This window comes from Telluria aromaticivorans (assembly GCF_013003915.1).
GTDB lineage: Bacteria > Pseudomonadota > Gammaproteobacteria > Burkholderiales > Burkholderiaceae_D > Telluria > Telluria aromaticivorans.
Window position 1 is genome coordinate 465,379 of the sequence record NZ_JABAIV010000003.1, and the last position, 18,529, is coordinate 483,907.

At 63.8% G+C, this 18,529-nt stretch carries 22 protein-coding genes; 12 read left to right on the forward strand and 10 right to left on the reverse strand.

Annotated elements, in window-relative coordinates; translation table 11 throughout:
- Positions 1 to 250: 250 nt before the first annotated feature.
- The 6 genes from HGB41_RS11430 to HGB41_RS11455 all read right to left on the reverse strand — a co-directional run bounded on the left by HGB41_RS11430 (position 251) and on the right by HGB41_RS11455 (position 3,481).
- Positions 251 to 634 carry a hypothetical protein gene (locus HGB41_RS11430; RefSeq protein WP_171084316.1) on the reverse strand — a complete coding sequence of 128 codons (384 nt, stop codon included), beginning with the start codon at positions 632 to 634 and terminating at the stop codon, positions 251 to 253.
- A gap of 26 nt (positions 635 to 660) precedes the next feature.
- A complete protein-coding gene (locus HGB41_RS11435) occupies positions 661 to 1,047 on the reverse strand; it encodes a phage holin family protein (protein WP_229422974.1) in 387 nt (128 codons plus the stop codon).
- A gap of 18 nt (positions 1,048 to 1,065) precedes the next feature.
- Positions 1,066 to 1,416: an ElaB/YgaM/YqjD family protein gene (locus HGB41_RS11440; protein WP_171084318.1), complete on the reverse strand. Its 351-nt coding sequence runs from the start codon at positions 1,414 to 1,416 to the stop codon at positions 1,066 to 1,068.
- Between the two features lie 53 nt (positions 1,417 to 1,469).
- Positions 1,470 to 2,003 carry a ferritin-like domain-containing protein gene (locus HGB41_RS11445; protein WP_171084320.1) on the reverse strand — a complete coding sequence of 178 codons (534 nt, stop codon included), beginning with the start codon at positions 2,001 to 2,003 and terminating at the stop codon, positions 1,470 to 1,472.
- A gap of 30 nt (positions 2,004 to 2,033) precedes the next feature.
- Positions 2,034 to 2,975, reverse strand: coding sequence for an OmpA family protein (locus HGB41_RS11450; protein ID WP_171084322.1), 942 nt, complete (start codon positions 2,973 to 2,975; stop codon positions 2,034 to 2,036).
- Positions 2,976 to 3,091: 116 nt separating this feature from the next.
- Positions 3,092 to 3,481 carry a DUF4398 domain-containing protein gene (locus HGB41_RS11455; RefSeq protein WP_171084323.1) on the reverse strand — a complete coding sequence of 130 codons (390 nt, stop codon included), beginning with the start codon at positions 3,479 to 3,481 and terminating at the stop codon, positions 3,092 to 3,094.
- A gap of 226 nt (positions 3,482 to 3,707) precedes the next feature.
- Between HGB41_RS11455 and HGB41_RS11460 the strand changes: the two genes are divergently transcribed.
- The 3 genes from HGB41_RS11460 (at position 3,708) to HGB41_RS11470 (ending at position 6,465) form a co-directional block, all read left to right on the forward strand.
- Positions 3,708 to 5,780: an AsmA family protein gene (locus HGB41_RS11460; RefSeq protein WP_171084325.1), complete on the forward strand. Its 2,073-nt coding sequence runs from the start codon at positions 3,708 to 3,710 to the stop codon at positions 5,778 to 5,780.
- Between the two features lie 130 nt (positions 5,781 to 5,910).
- Positions 5,911 to 6,222, forward strand: coding sequence for a BON domain-containing protein (locus HGB41_RS11465; protein ID WP_171084327.1), 312 nt, complete (start codon positions 5,911 to 5,913; stop codon positions 6,220 to 6,222).
- A gap of 21 nt (positions 6,223 to 6,243) precedes the next feature.
- The gene (locus HGB41_RS11470; protein WP_171084329.1) at positions 6,244 to 6,465 is read left to right on the forward strand and encodes a YMGG-like glycine zipper-containing protein; all 222 of its coding nucleotides are present in this window, start codon (positions 6,244 to 6,246) and stop codon (positions 6,463 to 6,465) included.
- A 262-nt stretch (positions 6,466 to 6,727) separates the two neighbouring features.
- On the opposite strand, the gene HGB41_RS11475 is transcribed toward HGB41_RS11470, so the two are convergent.
- Complete coding sequence (locus tag HGB41_RS11475) at positions 6,728 to 7,456, reverse strand: Crp/Fnr family transcriptional regulator (RefSeq protein ID WP_171084331.1); 729 nt, start codon at positions 7,454 to 7,456, stop codon at positions 6,728 to 6,730.
- Between the two features lie 214 nt (positions 7,457 to 7,670).
- On the opposite strand from HGB41_RS11475, the gene HGB41_RS11480 reads away from it, so the two are divergent.
- The 5 genes from HGB41_RS11480 (at position 7,671) to HGB41_RS23500 (ending at position 10,415) form a co-directional block, all read left to right on the forward strand.
- On the forward strand, positions 7,671 to 8,453 hold the full coding sequence (locus tag HGB41_RS11480) for a glycine zipper 2TM domain-containing protein (protein ID WP_171084333.1): 783 nt from the start codon (positions 7,671 to 7,673) through the stop codon (positions 8,451 to 8,453).
- A gap of 182 nt (positions 8,454 to 8,635) precedes the next feature.
- Positions 8,636 to 8,863: a hypothetical protein gene (locus tag HGB41_RS11485; RefSeq protein WP_171084336.1), complete on the forward strand. Its 228-nt coding sequence runs from the start codon at positions 8,636 to 8,638 to the stop codon at positions 8,861 to 8,863.
- A gap of 97 nt (positions 8,864 to 8,960) precedes the next feature.
- On the forward strand, positions 8,961 to 9,107 hold the full coding sequence (locus HGB41_RS11490) for a lmo0937 family membrane protein (protein WP_020652694.1): 147 nt from the start codon (positions 8,961 to 8,963) through the stop codon (positions 9,105 to 9,107).
- A gap of 100 nt (positions 9,108 to 9,207) precedes the next feature.
- Positions 9,208 to 9,876 carry a YiaD family glycine zipper/OmpA-like lipoprotein gene (locus HGB41_RS11495; protein WP_171084338.1) on the forward strand — a complete coding sequence of 223 codons (669 nt, stop codon included), beginning with the start codon at positions 9,208 to 9,210 and terminating at the stop codon, positions 9,874 to 9,876.
- Between the two features lie 329 nt (positions 9,877 to 10,205).
- Positions 10,206 to 10,415, forward strand: a complete 210-nt coding sequence (locus HGB41_RS23500) for a TonB-dependent receptor (protein WP_171084340.1) — start codon at positions 10,206 to 10,208, stop codon at positions 10,413 to 10,415.
- Positions 10,416 to 10,661: 246 nt separating this feature from the next.
- Here HGB41_RS23500 and HGB41_RS11505 read toward each other — a convergent pair whose 3' ends face one another.
- Complete coding sequence (locus tag HGB41_RS11505; protein ID WP_171084342.1) at positions 10,662 to 11,498, reverse strand: branched-chain amino acid aminotransferase; 837 nt, start codon at positions 11,496 to 11,498, stop codon at positions 10,662 to 10,664.
- A 128-nt stretch (positions 11,499 to 11,626) separates the two neighbouring features.
- Here HGB41_RS11505 and HGB41_RS11510 point away from each other — a divergent pair, with 128 nt between their 5' ends.
- Both HGB41_RS11510 and cls read left to right on the forward strand, forming a co-directional pair.
- Positions 11,627 to 13,780: a site-specific recombinase gene (locus HGB41_RS11510; RefSeq protein WP_171084343.1), complete on the forward strand. Its 2,154-nt coding sequence runs from the start codon at positions 11,627 to 11,629 to the stop codon at positions 13,778 to 13,780.
- Positions 13,777 to 15,165, forward strand: a complete 1,389-nt coding sequence (gene cls, locus HGB41_RS11515) for a cardiolipin synthase (protein ID WP_171084345.1) — start codon at positions 13,777 to 13,779, stop codon at positions 15,163 to 15,165. The genes HGB41_RS11510 and cls overlap by 4 nt, the downstream gene beginning before the upstream one ends.
- Positions 15,166 to 15,331: 166 nt before the next feature.
- Here cls and HGB41_RS11520 read toward each other — a convergent pair whose 3' ends face one another.
- Positions 15,332 to 16,168, reverse strand: a complete 837-nt coding sequence (locus HGB41_RS11520; protein ID WP_171084347.1) for a metallophosphoesterase family protein — start codon at positions 16,166 to 16,168, stop codon at positions 15,332 to 15,334.
- 16 nt (positions 16,169 to 16,184) lie between these two features.
- Positions 16,185 to 16,937, reverse strand: a complete 753-nt coding sequence (locus HGB41_RS11525; protein ID WP_171084349.1) for a phosphatase PAP2 family protein — start codon at positions 16,935 to 16,937, stop codon at positions 16,185 to 16,187.
- A 140-nt stretch (positions 16,938 to 17,077) separates the two neighbouring features.
- Between HGB41_RS11525 and HGB41_RS11530 the strand changes: the two genes are divergently transcribed.
- Positions 17,078 to 17,290, forward strand: a complete 213-nt coding sequence (locus tag HGB41_RS11530) for a hypothetical protein (protein ID WP_171084350.1) — start codon at positions 17,078 to 17,080, stop codon at positions 17,288 to 17,290.
- Positions 17,291 to 17,428: 138 nt separating this feature from the next.
- A complete protein-coding gene (locus HGB41_RS11535) occupies positions 17,429 to 18,445 on the forward strand; it encodes a sulfate ABC transporter substrate-binding protein (protein ID WP_171084352.1) in 1,017 nt (338 codons plus the stop codon).
- Positions 18,446 to 18,529 lie beyond the last annotated feature (84 nt).

The following is an 18,529-nucleotide window of genomic DNA, read 5'->3' on the forward strand; positions in this document are numbered from 1 at the left end:
GAGATGCTCGTTCGTCCATCAGAATGAAGCGCGATCCAGCCGGATACGCCAAAAACAGCGTACGTCCACATCCCATATAAGCAAGCCCAGCGGCGAATCATGTTTTGATTGAACGCGTGGGCAGGAAACCTGCCCACCCTACGGGCCGACGGCCAATCAACAAGACGCAAAAAAACGGCGCCCATTACATGCGACGCCGCTCAAGCCCCACCATATCGATACGTGGCGGTGTAGTCCCACCTCGCCCTTCTTAGGAATTCGCTCCCTGCTGACGGCGTTTGTTCAGGTAATACCCGATCGCCCCCAGCACCAGGGCGGCGCCTGCGGCCTGTTTTCCCATGCGGCGCTGGCGGATGAAGTTGAATGCCGCCATACCGTAAGGCATCAGGGCCGACACGCTGGTGCCGGTCGGGCGCAGCAAGGCGTCGGCCCGCACGCGCAGCGCCGAGGTGGCGTGGTCGATCACGCCGTGCAGCATGACCTCGGGATGCGCGGCGTGGCGGATCTGCGCCTTGGCATGGGCCACGTTGCTGCGGAAGTATTCGCCCTCGCGCAGCAGCTCCTTCTTGCGGATCTCGGGATCGGTGCTGTGCTTGTGGCCGGCCAGCCCGGTTTTTTCGTCATGATTGTGCATGGTTCCCCCCTCTTTCTTGGCGCCGCTCAGCGCAGCATGTCGCGGTCGTTCTTGAGTTCTTTCATCGTGGCCGGCAAGGCGAGCTTGCCCTGCTTGATCAGCGCCAGGCCCTTGGCCACCAGCACGCCGGTAATGACGAGAAACACGAGGAACATGATCAGCAGGATCTTCCAGCCCATTTCGTCCCACGCCAGCGCGACGATCGTCACGGTGCCGTAGGCGATGGCGAACCAGATGGCGAGCAATGCCGCCCCGAAGATGGCGACCAGTTCGATGACATGGTTGCGCACCTCGGCCAGCTCGAGCGAAGCCAGCTCGACCCGCGACACGGCCAGGCCGAACAGGCTCTTCATCAGGCTGGAAATCCCGCCCATGAGGCCGGGGTTATGCAGGACGGTGTCGTCATTTTGCATGGCAGTCCCCGGCGCGGTTTATTGCTTGCGGCTCAGCAGGGCGCCGAGCAGCACGCCGACGCCGGCGGCGACCGCCACGGTGCGCCATGGGTTGTCCTTGACGTAGACATCGGCTTCGTGGGCCAGTTCGCGGCCCTTTTCCATGGCCTGACCCTGGTAGTGGCCGGCACGGCCGAGTGCGCGGTCGAGCATTTCCATGCCGCGCTCGCGCAGCTCGTCTGCCTTCACGCCCGTCAGCGAGGCGGCGGCGGTCAGCATCGACTGGGCGTCGCGTACCAGCGCCTTGACGTCCGACTGGGCATCCGACAGGTTGCTGTCGAAGGACTGGGCGTGGGCCTGGGATTTGATGTTGCGGGTGGTATCTAGCATGGTCTACTCCGTTGTTATTGATTGATGAGTGAAAATCTGTTCCCGGCCTGGCCTCAGGCCAGCAGGTCGGACATGTCGTCGGCGTGCTCTTCTTCGACTGCCATGATGTCGACCAGCATGGCGCGTGTGGTCGGATCCTTGTCGCCGATCGCGAGGATCATCTGGCGGTAGGATTCGATCGCCACGCGCTCGGCGATCAGGTCGGCGCGGATCATGGCTTGCACGTCCTCCGAATCGTCGTATTCCGCGTGGCTGCGCGCGGTGAGCGTGGCCGGGTTGAAGTTCGGCGAGCCGTTCAGCTGAACGATGCGTTCGGCGATGCGGTCGGCATGGTCCTGCTCCTGCTGTGCATGCTCGAGGAACTCGGCCTTGATATGGCCGGTGTTCGGGCCGCTGACGGTGTAGTAGTGACGCTTGTAGCGCAGCACGCACAGCAGTTCGGTCGCGAGCGCGTCATTCAGCATGGCAATGACGGCTTCGCGATCGGCCTGGTAGCCCTCGGTGACGGCGCCGTCATCGAGGTTGGCCGCCGCGCGGCGGATCGCCGCGATGTCGAAGCCATGCGCCAGATGTTTCGTGTCTTCCATGATGTTTCCTTATATCTTGAATGTGCCGGCTCAGCGCGCGCCGGCGCGTGGCGGAATCTGCGCGCCTTCGTTCGACAGCACGATCTCGACGCGGCGGTTGCGCTGGCGGTTGCCGGCCGTATCGTTGGCGGCGACCGGGAACGCTTCGCCATAGGCCTTCATGGCGATGCGGTCGCGCGGCACGCCCATGCTGCCCAGGGCCGAGGCCACTGCTTCGGCACGGCGCTGCGACAGCTCCTGGTTATACGAGGAGCTGCCGACGCTGTCCGTAAACCCTTCGACCAGCACCGTACGGTTCGGGTTCTGCGCCATCACATCGGCCAGCTTGCGCAGGGTCGACATTCCATTCGGGGTCAGGCTGGCCTGGTTGGTGGCGAACAGTACGTCGCCGATCGTCACGACATAGCCGCGCTCGGTCTTGACGGCCTGCAGTTCGACCAGGATGGCCTCCAGCATCGCGGCGCGCTGCACCAGTGCGGCATTCTGTTCCTGCGTGGCGGCAGCCTGCTGTTGCGCAGCCTGGGCCTGCTGCTGGGCCGACTGGGCCTGCATCTGTGCCTGGGCGGCCTGGGCCTGGGCGGCTTCGGCTTCGCGCTTGGCGCGGTCGGCTTCGGCAGTGCGGGCTTCCAGGCGCATTTCGGTGCGCTGGCGCGAGGCGTCGGCGATGTTCGCTTCGGCGGTCTTGCCCTTCGCTACTTCCATCGCGGTGGCGATGCGCTGCTTGGCCACATAGGCCAGGCGGTCGACGTCGCTCAGGCTTTCGCGGCGGGCGGCCGCGGCATTGGCCTGGTCGAGCGCGTCGGCGGCCTGCTTGAACTCGAGCGGCGCATATTGCGACACGGCCGGGTTATTGTTGGCGGCGACGAAGTCGGCGCGCGCCTGGTCCAGCGTCGGCGTGCTCATCGGGGCGGTAGCGCAGGCTGCGGCGAGCACGGCGGCGGCCAGCAGCGACATAGTGGAACGGGTTTTCATGTGCTTGTCCTTTATTCCTGGGCGCCGCAGGCTGCGGCGATCGGTGGATGGAACTTCTTCTTTTTACGCATTGCCGCGACCTTTGCCGCGGCAACGACCTTGCCTGCTCGTGCGGCTTATTTCTGCGACGAGTTGGCGCGGTCGACTTCCTGCTGCAGTACGCGCAGGTCTTCGTTCAGCGCGTTCGCCGCAGCGTTCGACTTGGCCGAACTGGCCTTGCTCTGCGCCAGCTTGGCGTCGGCCTGGGCCTGGATCGCCAGTTCGCGCGCCAGCTTGTAGTCCTTGGCGGCGAGGGCCTGGTTGGCGCGCATCATCTTGTCGCGGGCCAGGTTGATCTCTTCCGGCGCCAGCTCGGCGGCGCCCGCCGACACGGCGTTCTCGACTGCATTGCGCGACACGGCCACGTCGGCGGTCGCCGGGGCTTTCTGCGGACTTGCGCAGCCGGCCAGTACCAGCAGGGCAACGGCGGCAGCTGCCAGTGGGGTCGTCGGGTGTTTCTGTTTCATCGCGTTCCTCCTGTGATGATGCATGCGGAAATAAATCTTTACGGTTGAGGCAATGTCCTTGATAACGTTATAAACCTGTTATCGTCCGCCTTCGGTTCGCTGCCGCACATTGTCCACGCCACGCCTAGCTGCTCAATGGCAGAGCGTTAGGCAGCGCACATTGATCGCAGCCGGCTTTGCGCTAAGCTGGACTGGACCACTACTTACTCATAATGGAAGGACCGCCATGGCCGAGACCCACACGCCGGCGGCGCAGGGCCGGCCTCCGGCGCGCCGCAAGACGAACAAGAAAATCCTGCTGAGCATCCTCGGCATCCTGGTGGCGATTCCGGTGATCGCCATCGTCATCATCCTGACCTTCGACTGGAACCGCGCACGCCCCTGGATCAATGCCAAGGTCAGCGACGCGATCGACCGTCCCTTCGCTATCCGCGGCAACCTGGATGTGGAATGGGAACGCCCCGCCAAGACCATGACGCCCGAAGAGCGCAGCTGGCGCGACCACATTCCGTGGCCGCACCTGATCGCCAACGATGTCCACGTCGGCAACCCGGCCGGCCTGCCGGCGCAGGACATGGCCAGCGTGCGCCAGTTCTCGTTTTCGCTGAATCCCTTCGGCCTGCTCCACCGCACCATCGGCATCCCGCTGCTGCGTTTCGACGGCCCACGGGTGGACCTGCTGCGCACTGACCGGGAACACAACAACTGGACCTTCAAGCGCAACGAGGAAAAGTCACGCTGGAACCTCGACCTCGAACGCGTGGTGCTGACCGAGGGCGTGGTGCACATTAAAGATGCGGTCACCAAGTCGGACGTCACGGCGCTGGTGCGCACGCTCGACAAGGACAAGCGCTACGGGGTCGGCTGGACGCTCGACGGCACCTACAACGGCGCCAAGGTGGTGGGCGGCGGCAAGGCCGGCGCGGTGCTGTCTCTCAAGCAGCAAGGCACGCCCTACCCGGTGCAGGCCGAGATGCGTTCGGGCCGCACCCGCATTGCGCTCGAAGGCACGGTGACCCGTCCCTCCAGGCTGGCGGCGATCGACCTGAAGCTGGAACTGGCCGGCGCCAGCATGGACCAGCTGTATAACTTCACCGGTGTGGTGCTGCCGACCACCGGGCCATTCTCGACCTCGGGACGCCTGACCGGCACGCTCGGCGAAGCCAACAGCCGCTGGGTCTACGACGGCTTCAAGGGCAAGGTCGGCTCGAGCGACATCGGCGGGCGCCTCGAATACGCCACTGGTTCACCGCGGCCCAAGCTGTCCGGCAATGTGCGCTCGAAGCAGCTGGTCTTCACCGACCTGGCGCCGCTGATCGGCGCCGATTCCAACGCCGCCAAGAAAGAACGCAATGCCGACGTCGTGCAGCCCACCGGCAAGGTGCTGCCGGTCGAGGAATTCAAGACCGAGCGCTGGAACAAGCTCGACGCCGACGTGCGCTATGCCGCCGACCGCATCATCCGCGACACCGCCTTCCCGATCAGCAAGCTGTCGACCCACCTGAAAATGGAGAACGCTGTGCTGACCCTGGAGCCGCTCGAATTTGCCATGGCCGGCGGCACGGTGCGCTCCAACATCCGGCTCGACGGCCGCGGCCGCGAAGGCCCGAAGGCGATCAAGGCCCAGGCCAAGGTCGCGGCGCGCAACATCGAGATCGCCAAGCTGTTCCCGAAGATCGAACAGATGAAGGCCACGGTCGGCAACATCGATGGCGAAGCCAACCTGACGGCGCAGGGCAATTCGGTGGCGAGCCTGCTGGCCGGCTCCAACGGCGAACTCAAGACCTTGATCAGCAAGGGGCAAGTGAGCAAGATGCTGCTCGAGATGATGGGCCTGAACGTGGCGAACATCGTGATCACCAAGCTGTTCGGCGACAAGCAGGTGCAGCTCAACTGCATGGCCACGGATTTCGCGGTGACCAATGGCGTCGCGCGCACCCGCACCTTCGTCGTCGATACCCAGGAAGCCCTGATCACGGTGGCCGGCGCCATCAACCTGGCCGACGAGCAGATGGACTTGCGCATCGACCCGAAGACCAAGGCCGTGCGCATCTTTTCGCTGCGCTCGCCGCTCTACGTGCGCGGCCCGTTCAGCAACCCCGACGTGTCGATCGACAAGGGCGTGCTGGCCATGAAGGCCGGCGGCGCTGCCATCCTGGCCGCGGTGGCGGCGCCGATCGCCGCGCTGATCCCCCTCATCAATACGGGCCCGGGCGAAAGCACCGACTGCGCCCGCCTGCTGGCCGTGGCGCGCGAAAAGCCACAGGCCCCGCCACCCGGCAAGGTCCAGCGCCGTTGACGCCCTTCGCGCCCTCGACCGGCATCGGGTTGAGGGCGAGAAAAAGTTTGCGGAACGTTACTTGTCGAACAGACCAGCTCGCCTAGAAGCAATATTCTGCACACATGGACTCGACAAACACCTTGGCAACATGAAGCGATTCGGATGCACGACTGCCCTGCTGGCCATGCTGGCCCTGGGCCAGGTCGCAGGGTGTGCGATGTCAGGCAGCGTTGGACCGGTGGTGCAAGCCATCGACGACGCCACCATCACCGCAGGCGTCCAGGCCGCCATCGTGCGCGATCCTGCGCTGAAGGTGACCGGGATCGGTGTCGAGACCGAGCAGGGCGTAGTACAGCTGAGTGGCTTCGTAAGCTCGGCGGATAGCGTGGCGGCCGCGGCATCGGTTGCCCGGACCGTTAAAGGCGTGAAATCGGTCAGGAATGACCTGCGCTTGAAATAACCCACCATTTAGGAGAATACTATGAAAACCATTAAACAACTGATCGTCACCGCATCGCTGGCAACCGTGGCCCTGGGCCTGACCGGCTGCGCAGGCATGTCGCAGCAGGACAAGAACACCGCCATCGGCGCAGGCGCCGGTGCAGTGGTCGGCGGCGTCCTGACCGGTGGCAGCCCAGTCGGCACCGTCGGCGGCGCAGCTGTCGGCGGCGTGATCGGCAACCAGGTCAACAAGACCAACTAAGCAGTAAAAGCAACGCGACACGAGAAAGCCCGGCTAGCCGGGCTTTTTTGTTTGTGCTTCCAAGGTCGGCGCCTCGAGATTTGCCGCACATCGTAGGGTGGGCAGATTCTGCCCACGCGTTCAAATCCTGCATGCGTTTCGGTGGGCTTGCGCAATAAAAAACGCATGCGTCCCTACAAACGCATGCGTAGCGATATTTCATCTAGCTGACCGCGTGGGCAAGGTAATTCATGCCAATGGCCTGAATTACGAATTTCCCACCCTACATGAAACTCAAGGCTGGCTGGGCGCCCGCCTCCTTCACGATCGCATAGCAGGTACACGAGGCCGCCGCCAGCCCCTCCGGATCGAGGATCTCGATATTCCCGCGGCTATAAATGATCAGCCCCTGCTGCTGCAGCGCGCTGGCGGCCTTGGTCACGCCAACCCGCCGCACCCCGAGCGCGTGCGCCAGGAATTCGTGCGTCAGGTGGAACTTTTCCGATTGCAGGCGGTCGCGCGTAATCAGGAGCGAGCGCGCCAGCCGCGCTTCCAGTACGTGGAAACGGCTGCACACCGCGATCTGGATCGCCTGCGCCAGTTGGGTGTCGGTATAGCGGTAGAGCACGCGCTGGAGCGCATCGTTGCGCGCCACCTCGGCGCGGAAGCAGGCGCTGTCCATGCGGCTCGCGCTGCCGGCGCGCTGGACGACGGCGCGCACCTGGGTGGTGTCGTGGCCCAGCGCAACCGTGGCGCCGACCATGCCTTCGCGGCCGACCAGCCCGACTTCGAGCGTCATGCGGCCTTCGGCCACGCCCATCAGCGAAATCAGGCAGTCATGGGGAAAGTAGATGTAGCGCAGGGGGTCGCCTGCCTCGCACAGCACGTCGCCGACTTCGACCCGTACGGGGTCCAGCAGCGGCAGTACTTGCGCCAGTTCCTGCGGCGGGAGCGCGGCCAGCAGCAGGTTGCTGTTGTGCTCGACGATCTGCGGCGGTACGGCAAAATTCATTGGATCCTCGGAGTGGGACTGCATGGTGCAAACCGTTGATCGGTGTGTTGGATACATTTGCAAACAATTTTAGTCAGCGTAACCGTGCCCCTGCGCGCGAGTATGTACGGTGACGCACGGAACCCCCTGTTGTTCCTGAGGACAATCGGGTAATGAACAGGCCGCCCGCGTTTTGCACGCCGGGCCCACACAAGACGAACCCGAAAGGACGCACATGAATACCTCCCCCAACCCACAATCACGGGGCCGCCTCCACCCGATGATGATCCTGGCCGCGCTTGCGGTCCTGCTGTTCTGCCTGGTAGGCACGGCAGCCATCCTCGGTTGGATTCCATCCTCGATCGGCGGCACCGCCAACCGCCAGCTGGACGATGCCGACCGCCTGGCCCTGGCCTCGACCCTGCCGCAGGGCGCGCAGCCGGCGCCGATGGTGGTGGCCGCTCCTTCGCAGCAGCTGGCACCCGGCTACGTGCAGGCGCCCCCTGCCCCGTCGAACTACCAGCCGCAGGCCTATGCACCGGCCCCGGCGCCGACTTATCCGGCAGCGCAGGCACTGGCGGCTGCCCCGGCCCCTGCTGCTGTTCGCGTCTATGACGAACCGGTCAGCAAGCCGGCGAAAAAGGCAGTCCAGGTGGCAGCCGCCGACAACGGCCGCAACTGGTGCTCGAACTGCGGCAACGTGGAATCGGTCCGCACCATCAAGCAACGCGCCCAGGGCAGCGGCCTGGGTGCTGCGGGCGGCGCCGTGCTCGGCGGCCTGCTGGGCAACCAGGTGGGCAGCGGTTCCGGCCGCACCATTGCCACCGCAGCCGGAGCGATCGGCGGCGCCGTGGTCGGCAACCAGGTCGAAGGCAACATGAAGGCCAGCACCAGCTATGAAATCCGGGTGCGCCTGGATGACGGCACCGTGCGTACCTTCAACCAGAACAACCCGCCCGCATGGCGCAGCGGCGACCGCGTCCGCATTGTCAAGGGCCGCCTGCGTTCGGTTGCCTGATCCACGTCGCACCACATGATCGAGGCCGGGTTTCCGTAAGGAACCCGGCCTTTATTACTTTTGAATAATTTTCTGAAATGCAATGTGCGCCATCGCACGGAATTATTGCTGAGCTAACCCGACAATGGAACTGCGCGAACCAACGCGTGCGGTGCAGACAATTACCATAGGGGGAACGCATCATGAACAGCATGGCGTGGATCGGCATCATCATCTGGGGAGTGGTCCTTTCAAGCTTCGGGCTGCTGTCGGCCCCTCCACCGAGCGAAGCTCCGTCGGGCTCGCTGCAACCGCACGACGTCGTCTTCCTGGTCGCGGGCGGACTCGTCACCTGCCTGATCGGCATCACCGGCCTGCTGGGCTTCATGGGCTGGATCCCGGGACTGCGCAAGGATAAGGGGATGGCATAATCCAGCAGTGCGTACGCCATCGAACAGAGGCCAGCAGTAAGGCTGGGCATACTGGTATCACGACGCCAATGCGCGTAATTCGAGTGAGGACACTATCATGCTATATACAATCGCTGTCATCCTGATCGTCCTGTGGCTGCTGGGCCTGGTGACCTCGTACACCATCGGCGGCTTCATCCATATCCTGCTGGTCGTCGCCGTGATCATGATCCTGGTGCGCCTGATCAGCGGACGGGGAATATAGCCCTTGCCACTATTTCGTAAGACCCGATCCGTTTCGCAGTCGCGCCCTGGCGGGTGCGATTCCGAAACGGATTTTTGCTTTTTTTCGTAAGGAGATCATCATGCATACCAAACTGACCAAATCGGCCATCGCCGCCACCATCGTTCTCATGACCGCCACCGGTTGCGCCGACATGAGCCCAACCCAGCGCGGCACCGCCCAGGGCGCCGGCATCGGCGCCGGCCTGGGCGCGATCCTCGGCGCCACCACCAGCGGCGGTGGCGGTGGCCGCGCGGCAAAGGGCGCGGCGATCGGCGGCGCCCTCGGTGCTGTCGCCGGCAACATCTGGTCCAAGCGCATGGAGCAGCAGAAGCAGGCCATGGAACAGGCCACCCGCGGCACCGGCGTGCAGGTCAGCCAGACCTCCGACAACCGCCTGAAGCTCGAGATCCCGAGCGACGTCTCGTTCGACACCGGCCGTTCGGACATCAAGTCCAACTTCCAGCCGGTGCTGGACCGCTTCGCCTCGACGCTGCAGGAAAACCCGGCCACCACCGTGACCATCATCGGCCACACCGACAGCACCGGCACCCCGGACATCAACCAGCCGCTGTCAGTCGACCGCGCGGCGCGCACCCGCGATTACCTGTCGAACCGCGGCGTGAACCCGAACCGCATCACGATCGAAGGCCGTGGCGAGCGCGAGCCGATCGCCTCGAACAACGACGCATCGAGCCGTTCGCGCAACCGCCGCGTCGAAATTTATGTGGCGGAGCGCGGCCAGGGTTAAGCGCACCTGACCTGTCTGGACAAGAGGCCGGCTTTGCCGGCCTTTTTCTTGTCCATGCATAAGTTTTCCTTATTCTTCCACCAATAATCAATAAGCCTTCCCGGCCTCTCCATTCCCACAATTTATAGCTGTTGCAATTGCCAAACAAATTATTAATCCGATTTGACATTTGTTTATCCAAAATGCTCTGAGGCTGCCCTTCGGTGAATATTCACACCCTGCCGGAGAGTCGATCGACAAGGTAAGACACCGCTCCACCGAGCGGAGTCGGCAAGGGTCAGCCGGCCGGCGCCTACAGCCTGGGCGGCCTGGAAAAGTTCAGCAACTGAGTGAGCGACTGCTCGATCCCGGAATGGACCACCTTCCACGTGTCCTACTCGTACACGGGCTTCAAGAACTGGACCCTGTCGGGCAACATCAAGAACCTGTTCGACACCGCGGCGCCGTATGACCCGCGCTACCCGAACGAAGGTTTCAACACCCAGCTGCACAATGCAATGGGCCCTTACTTCCGCATGAGCGCCAGCTACAAGTTCTGATCGGACGTGTAGGTTGAAATGAAAAAAGCCGCCTGGTGGAAGCTGGGCGGCTTTTTATTTGTTTGGGCCGCAGGGCCTGCGTCACGATATATCGTAGGGTGGGCAGGTCTCCTGCCCGCGCGTTCAACCAGCGGATGAAGAGCCGCGCCGATGACATCACCGTAATTTGAACGCACGGGCGTCCGTAATTGCGGGCATTGCCCGAAATTACCCCGCCCACCCTACGGGCAACGCAGCCGTTAGCGATTAACTCGCTTCCGTGAACGCCAAATACAACTCACGCGCACGGCGCGCCACCGGCCCCGCTTCCATCGTGTGATCCTCAAACCGCGTGCACGGCGTCACCTTGCCGTAATTCCCGGTGCTGAAGATCTCGCGCGCCGTCAGCAACTCCTCCGGCCCCACGATGCGCTCCTCTACCTTCACGCCTTCTTGAGCCAGCAGCGCGATCACGCGCGCACGAGTGATCCCGGCCAGGAAGGTGCCGTTCAGTTTAGGCGTGACCACCGCCCCATCCGCCGCCACGATGAACAAATTCGACGACGCGAATTCCGCCACATTACCCTCGGCATCGAGCACGATCGCCTGGTCGAAGCCGCGCGCCTTGGCTTCGCGCATGGCGCGGGTCGAATTGGCGTACAGGGCCGAGGCCTTGGCGTCGGTCGGGGCCATGGTCGGCTGCGGACGCAGCATGGTCGACAGGCAGGCCGAGAAGCCGGCGAACGGCGGCAGCGGCGCGTCGAACAGGGTCAGGGCGAACTGGCTGGCTTCGGGCACGGGAATCAGGAAACCGTCGGTGCCAAACACCAGCGGGCGGATATACAGCTCGGCATCCGCCGGGAATTTCGCCACGCCCTCGCGCACCAGCGCTTCCATCTCGTCCACACTCAAGGGGCAGCGCAGGCCGAGCTTCTCGGCGGAGGTGATCACGCGTTCCAGGTGCGGACGCAGGTCGGGCAGCTTGCCGCCCATGGCGCGTGCGCCGTCGAAGACGGACGAGCCCAGCCAGAGGCTGTGGTCCATTGCACCATAAAGTGGAACATTGCCTTCATTCCAGTTGCCGTTGAAGTAAGTCAGGTACATGGATTCCCCAAAAATTCGTGTATTGCAGAGCGCTCCAGTGTAACCGAGAGGCTAATCCATTGTTCGGTGGCGAACAAAGTTTCCCTGACGACTCGCGTACACTAGGGCTTTCAAAGTCATCATTGCCCATGCTCGACATTCTTGAACGGATCGATCCCGCCAGCGACCGCATCGACCTGCTGGTCGGCCTGGTCGATTGCCTGCGCCCGCGTCACCGCTGGGTATGGCAAAAGCCGGACGATCCCGCCCAGGCTGTCCGTACGCTGACCCAGCTGCTGAAGGGAAATCCGGCACAGGCCTGGGCGCTGCGCCACTACATCACGGTGCTGCTCGAGAAGCGCCGGCATACCAGCCTGTACAGCGACATCGGCATCCTGTCGAACGACGGTTTCGTCACCGAACTCAAGCGCCGCATCACCTACCGCTTCCTGCCGCCGGCCCTGAATGACCTCTACCTGTCGGATGCGCTGAACCAGGTGCTGTATGCCGAGAACGACTACGAATGGATCCGCGCGGTGCCGAACGCCGACTGGATGGAACTGTTCGACGTGATCGCCGACGCGCCGCCGCCGCTGGACCGCATCGGCGGACCGGCCCCCCCGGACCGCGCGCGCTATGTCACCGTGATGGGCATCCTGGATGCGATCCGCACCCTGTCCTGCCGCATCTGCGCGCTGGGCCTGGAGCCGCGCCTGGTGCACAGCTACAGCGAGATCGAACACTTCGACTCGCCCTTCCTGATGCAGAACATCGAGGTCAACCACTACCTCGACGAATACGCGCGCTACCTCGACGGCAAGACCAGCGGACCGGAACCGGCTCGCCACCTCTTGGTGATGCTGGACCAGTGCGAGGAAGTCGTGCTCAAGATCCGGCGCGGCGCGCAAAGCACCGGCACCAGCGTGGCGCTGACCTATCTGCTGGTGGCGCTGCAGCAGAGTATCGACCGCCTGCACAAGCTGCTCTACCTGGTGGACGTGAGCGGCGAGCTGCCGTCGGCGCCGGGCGTGGACCTGGACGCCGTCGCCGATTCGGTCGCCACCCATGAAGGGGTGGTCGCGAGCGACCGCCGCCTGGCCGCGATCGCGCTGGCCGAAGAACTGATCGAGGCGCACAACACCAAATACCAGGTGCGCGGCCTGATGCGCGACAACGTCGACCTGCTGGCCCGCAACGTCACCGAGAACGCCAGCCGCACCGGCGAGCATTATGTGGCGGACACCCGGCGCGCCCTGCGCCAGATGTTTGTGGCCGCGGCCGGCGCCGGCTTCATCGTCGGCTTCATGGCGATGTTCAAGATCATGCTGGGCTACCTGCGCACCGCGCCGCTGGTCGAGGCCTTCCTGTTCAGCATGAACTATTCGCTCGGCTTCATCCTGATCTACGTGCTGCACTTTACGGTGGCCACCAAGCAGCCGGCCATGACCGCCCAGCACATCGCGGCCTCGCTGCAGCAGGCCGACAACGGGCGCGGGCTCAATGTCGACAGCCTGGCCATCCTGGTCAACAAGGTGTTCCGCACCCAGATCGTGGCCGTGCTCGGCAACGTGGTGCTGGCCTTCCCGGTGGCCTGGGCGATCGCGGTCGGCTACAAGGCCATCAGCGGCCAGCACATGGTCGACCCGGCCAAGGCCCACCACCTGCTGGCCGACATCGATCCCTTCCATGGCCCTGCCCTGTTCTACGCGGCGATCGCCGGGGTCTGGCTGTTCGTGGCCGGCCTGATCTCGGGCTATTACGATAACAAGGCGCTGTACACCCGCATGGGCCAGCGCGTGCGCCAGCTGCGCGGCCTGCGCCGCCTGATGGGCGAGGCGCGCCTGGGCCGCTTCGCCGAGTATGTCGAGGACAACCTCGGCGGCCTGATGGGTAACTTCTTCTTCGGCTTCATGCTCGGCATGACCGGCACCATCGGCTACCTGCTGGGGCTCCCGCTCGACATCCGCCACGTGACCTTCTCGACGGCCAATTTCGCCACCTCGCTGGTCGGCCTCGATTACCGGATGTCGACCGAAGCCATGGTGAATGCCGCGGCCGGGGTGGCGCTGATCGGCGCCGTCAACCTGGTCGTCAGCTTCGGCCTGGCCCTGTGGGTGGCGATGCGCGCCCGCAAGGTGCGCTTCAAGCGCGGCATCCTGCTGCTGCAGGCCCTGGGCCGGCACCTGCTCACCTCGCCGGTCGACTTTTTCCTCGGCCCGAAAGATCTTCCCGTCAGTATCGAAACAAGTGCAGCACCACGCATCGACCAACGCAGCGAACTCATCGTGAGAGAACCGAAATGAAAAACAAGCGCCTGACCAGCTTCCTCGGCTTACTGGCCTTCGTCTGCGTGATCGCGTCGTGCAAGAGCCTGCCCAATGCCGACTCCCTGCCGGACGCGCCGATCAAGCGAACACCCTCGGTGGCGACCCAGCGCGGCATGCTCGACGCCAAGCAGGCCTCGCAACTGCTGTCCAAGCGCTGGTCGAACGCAACGGCCGACCTCAAGCAGCTGGCCGTGCTCGAGGAGCAGGCCACCGGCGCCCCCCTCATCCCGGGCAACAAGGTGACCCTGCTGTTCGACGGCCCGGCCACCATGCGCGACATGATGGATGCGGCGCGCAATGCAAAGACCTCGATCAACCTCGAGACCTATATCTTCGACCAGGACCCGGTGGGCCTGGAGTTTGCGGACGTGCTGATCGCCAAGCGGCGCGAAGGCGTGGTGGTGAACATCATGGCCGACGGCGTCGGCACCCTGGCCACCCCCAAGGAATTCTTCGAGCGCCTGCGCGCGGCCGGCATCCAGGTAGTGATCTTCAACCCGGTTGATCCGACCAAGCGTCCCGGCAACTGGCAGCTGAACAACCGCGACCACCGCAAGATCATGATCGTGGACGGCAAGGTCGGCTTCACCGGCGGCATCAACATCAGCGAGACCTATGCCAACAGCTCGCTGTTCCGCTCGAAGAAGAAGGCCAGCACGGCCGACAGCAAGAAGGTGGGCTGGCGCGACACGCACATCCGCATCGAAGGCCCGGCCGTCGCCACGCTGCAGTGGGCCTTCATCGACAACTGGGTGCGCCAGGACGCGGGCGAACTGCCGCAGGTCGACTACTTCCCGCGCCTGGCCCCGGTCGGCGACAAGGTGCTGCGCGTGCTGGCCACGACGCCGGACCGCGATTCGGAAATCTACAAGTCGCTGATGATCGCGATGAACGAGTCGAAGAAATCGATCCACATCACTTCGGCGTATTTCGTGCCCGACCAGCAGATCGTCGATGCCCTGATCGCCGCGGCCAAGCGCGGCGTGGACGTCAAGCTGGTGCTGCCGGGGGTGTCGGACCACGACCTGATCAAGTACGCCGGTCAGGCCTTCTACGACCAGCTGCTCAGCGGCGGCGTGAAGATCTTCCAGCTGCAGGTGGCGGTGCTGCATGCGAAGACCGCGGTCATCGACGGCATCTGGTCGACCATCGGCTCGGCCAACATCGACCGCCGCAGTTTTATTCATAACTACGAGCTGAACGTGGTGGTGCTCGATCCGGCCTTCGGGCGCGACATGGAGAGCGCATTCAATGAAGATTTGCGCGACTCGAAAGAGATCACGCTGGAGCAGTGGCAGTACCGGCCGTGGAAGGATCGCTTCCGTGAGTGGATGGGGCGGCTGGCGGAATACTGGATTTGATTTGAACGGAGCCGTAGTTCGCTAACGGCGGCTATGTCGTGCATCGTAGGGTGGGCGGCTTTGCCGCCCGCGCGTTCAAATCACGGTCGCGGACCACGAACGCCAATCAATACTCATACGATCGTTGAACGCGCGGGCGGGAAGACCCGCCCACCCTACCAAACCGTCACAAGCCCGCCGCCATCAACCCATCGTTATGCGCCGTCCACACATTCCCGGCGCGCATGAACTTGTCGGTGTCGACCAGTTCGAAATGGCTGTGCACCACGTCCCACCCGTACCGGTCGATCTCGACCTTCTCCGACTCCACCCGCACCACATTGAATGAATTGACTTCGCCGCGCCCGCGGGTCGAGGTGGCGGTGCCGGCCTGGATCACCAGCGCAGCGTATTCGCTGATCTGGTAGCGCCCCGCCGTGCTGCCCGCGTGGCTGGCGTGCATGTGGCCCCCCATCAGGATATCGACGCCGCTTTCCGCGAAAGCCTTCATTGCCCTCGGCGCGCGGTCCACCAGGTCGCGCTCCTCGAAATGGTCGGGCAGGTCGAAGGGGTGGTGGCCGACCACGATGCGCGTCACCGAGGCCGGTACGCCGGCCAGCTGCTGGCGAACCACCGCGAGCTGCTCGCTGCTCACCCGGCCATCCTTGATGGTCAGCGAGCGCGCCGTGTTCACGCCCACCACGGCGATCTCGTCGTCGATATACACCGGGTCGAGGTCGTCGGTGATGTAGCGCTTGTAGCGCGCCAGCGGCTTCACGAAGCGGCGGAACACGTTGTACAGCGAAATGTCATGGTTGCCCGGCACGATGATCTGCGGCCCCGGCAAGGTATCCAGGAAGGCCCGCGCTTCCTCGAACTGTTCGGCCTTGGCGCGCTGGGTCAGGTCGCCGGACACCACCAGCACGTCCGGATCGATTCGCTCGATCAGCGTGCGCAGGGGATCGAGCAGGGTATGGTCGACGCGCCCGAAGTGCAGGTCCGACAAGTGTACGAGTGTGCGCATCCGTTTTCCTCAATAGTCAAATATCCCGGGGTTCGACCGGCTCCCCTTCGCGCCGTGCCCGCGCTCGGCTGCGCCGGCTCAGGGTCGTGGCGCCGGCGATGCAGATCGCCAGCCAGCCGCAGCCTTCGGCGGTTGCAGCCAGCACGTCAGACAGATAATGGACTCCAAGATACATCCTTGAGAACGCGACCGTCGCCACCATGAGCGCGGCCAGCACGAAAGGCAGCACCCTGCCCGGCCAGCTGCGCGCATGGCGCGAGGCGTAGCAGGCGATGAAGCCATACAGCACGGTGGCCGCCATCGCGTGCCCGCTGGGGAAACTGTAGGTAGTCAGCTGGAGCAGCGGCTCGGCGAAATGCGGGCGGGCGCGTTCGAAAGTGTGCTTCAGCAGCACGTTCAGCACCAGCCCGCCCGGGACGGCGCTGGCCAGCGCGACCAGCCAGTAGCGGTGGCCGCGGCGGTACAGCCAGGTGCCTGCCACCAGCGCAAGGATCAATATGCCGGGGGTGCTGTGCACGTGCGTCACCGCCATCAGGAACCCGCGCAGGCCGCTGTTGGCGCGGGCGTGCGCATGCAGCCAGTTGGCCACTTCCACGTCGAGCCGGGTCAGCGGCGCACCGGCGACGACGGCATCGGCGAGCTGGGCAAAGACAGCAGTGGCGATGATGAGCATTGCCACGCCGAGCGTAAGGTGCAGGCCGTATTCGCCTTCAGGCGAGAAGCGGTTGGCGGCAAAGCGATGGAGTCTGGGTGGAATTTTGGTCGGCATACGCCTTGATATAAGGCCAGTTAGCGAAAAAGCTACAGAAATAAAAATTTACTGTACATCCGAACAGTAACTGTGGATTCATACAGTAGTTATGGTATTCTTTAGTTACTCCAACGAATCTAATAAAAGGAAAGCACACCATGACCACTCTGAACAGCTCCTTTGGCCTGGAATATGCCCCTATCCCTTTTATGCTGCGCATCGGCCAGCGTGAACTCCTGATCACCCGCGATTTCCGCAAGCGCTTCTACGCTGTCAACCCGGTCATCGAATGCGACACCGGCGTCGAAGCTGGCCACGTTGAAATCCTGCTGTTCCGCCGCTGGCTGCTGATCCTGTCGAAGGCGCACTAAGTTGCACCAACTCGCAGGAAATGCGAACGAATTCGCGGACGAATTAAAATCCGCATATTGTTAAGCGAATAAATTCGTTCCTTCAGGGGGAACTGAGCCGTAGTCTACAAGCTCCAAACTGCCCTCTGAAAGAACGACATGCTTCGCAAAACTTTCCTGCACTCGCTGGCCGCAACTGCGCTGCTGGCACCGCTGCTGGCTGCAACGCCAGCCCTTGCCGCGGACGTTACGCTGCTCAACGTGTCGTACGACCCGACCCGTGAACTATACCAAGATGTCGACGCCGCCTTCGCCCGCCACTGGAAAGCGAAGACCGGCGACAGCGTCACCGTGAAACAGTCGCACGGCGGCTCGGGCAAGCAGGCGCGCGCCGTCATCGACGGACTGCCGGCCGACGTGGTCACGCTGGCGCTGGCCTACGACATCGATGCCATCAGCGAAAAAGGCCTGATCGCGCAAGGCTGGCAGCAACGCCTCGCACACCGCAGCTCGCCCTACACCTCGACCATCGTGTTCCTGGTCCGCAAGGGCAACCCGAAAGGCATCCGCGACTGGGGCGACCTGGTCAAGCCGGGCGTTGCCGTGATCACCCCGAACCCGAAGACCTCGGGTGGCGCACGCTGGAACCACCTGGCGGCCTATGGCTATGCCCTGCGCCAGCCGGGAGGTTCGCCAGCCACGGCCAAGGATTTCCTGGGCAAGCTGTATAGAAACGTTCCGGTGCTCGATTCGGGCGCGCGCGGCGCCACCACCACCTTCGTCGAACGCGGTATCGGCGACGTGCTGCTGGCCTGGGAAAACGAAGCCCTGCTCGCCCTGCGCGAACTGGGCCCGGGCAAGTTCGAGATCGTCGCACCTTCGCTCAGCATCCTGGCCGAACCGCCGGTGGCCGTGGTCGACAAGACCGTCGACAAGCGCGGCACCCGCCCGGTGGCGCAGGCCTATCTCGAGTTCCTGTACAGCGACGAAGGCCAGGAAATCGTCGCCAAGAACTACTACCGCCCTGTGGTCGCCCGCTACGCGAAAAAGTACGCGTCGCAATTCCCGAACATCAAGCTGTTCCCGATCACCGAGCTCGGTGGCTGGACGCAGGCGCAGAAGGCGCACTTCGCGGATGGCGGCTTGTTCGACCAGATTTACGCGCCGGGGAAGTAAAGGCGTAAACAGGATCGAGAACGTTGCATTACGTTAGCCCGTAGGGTGGGCAGATTCTGCCCACGCGTTCAAACAGTGCCCGCA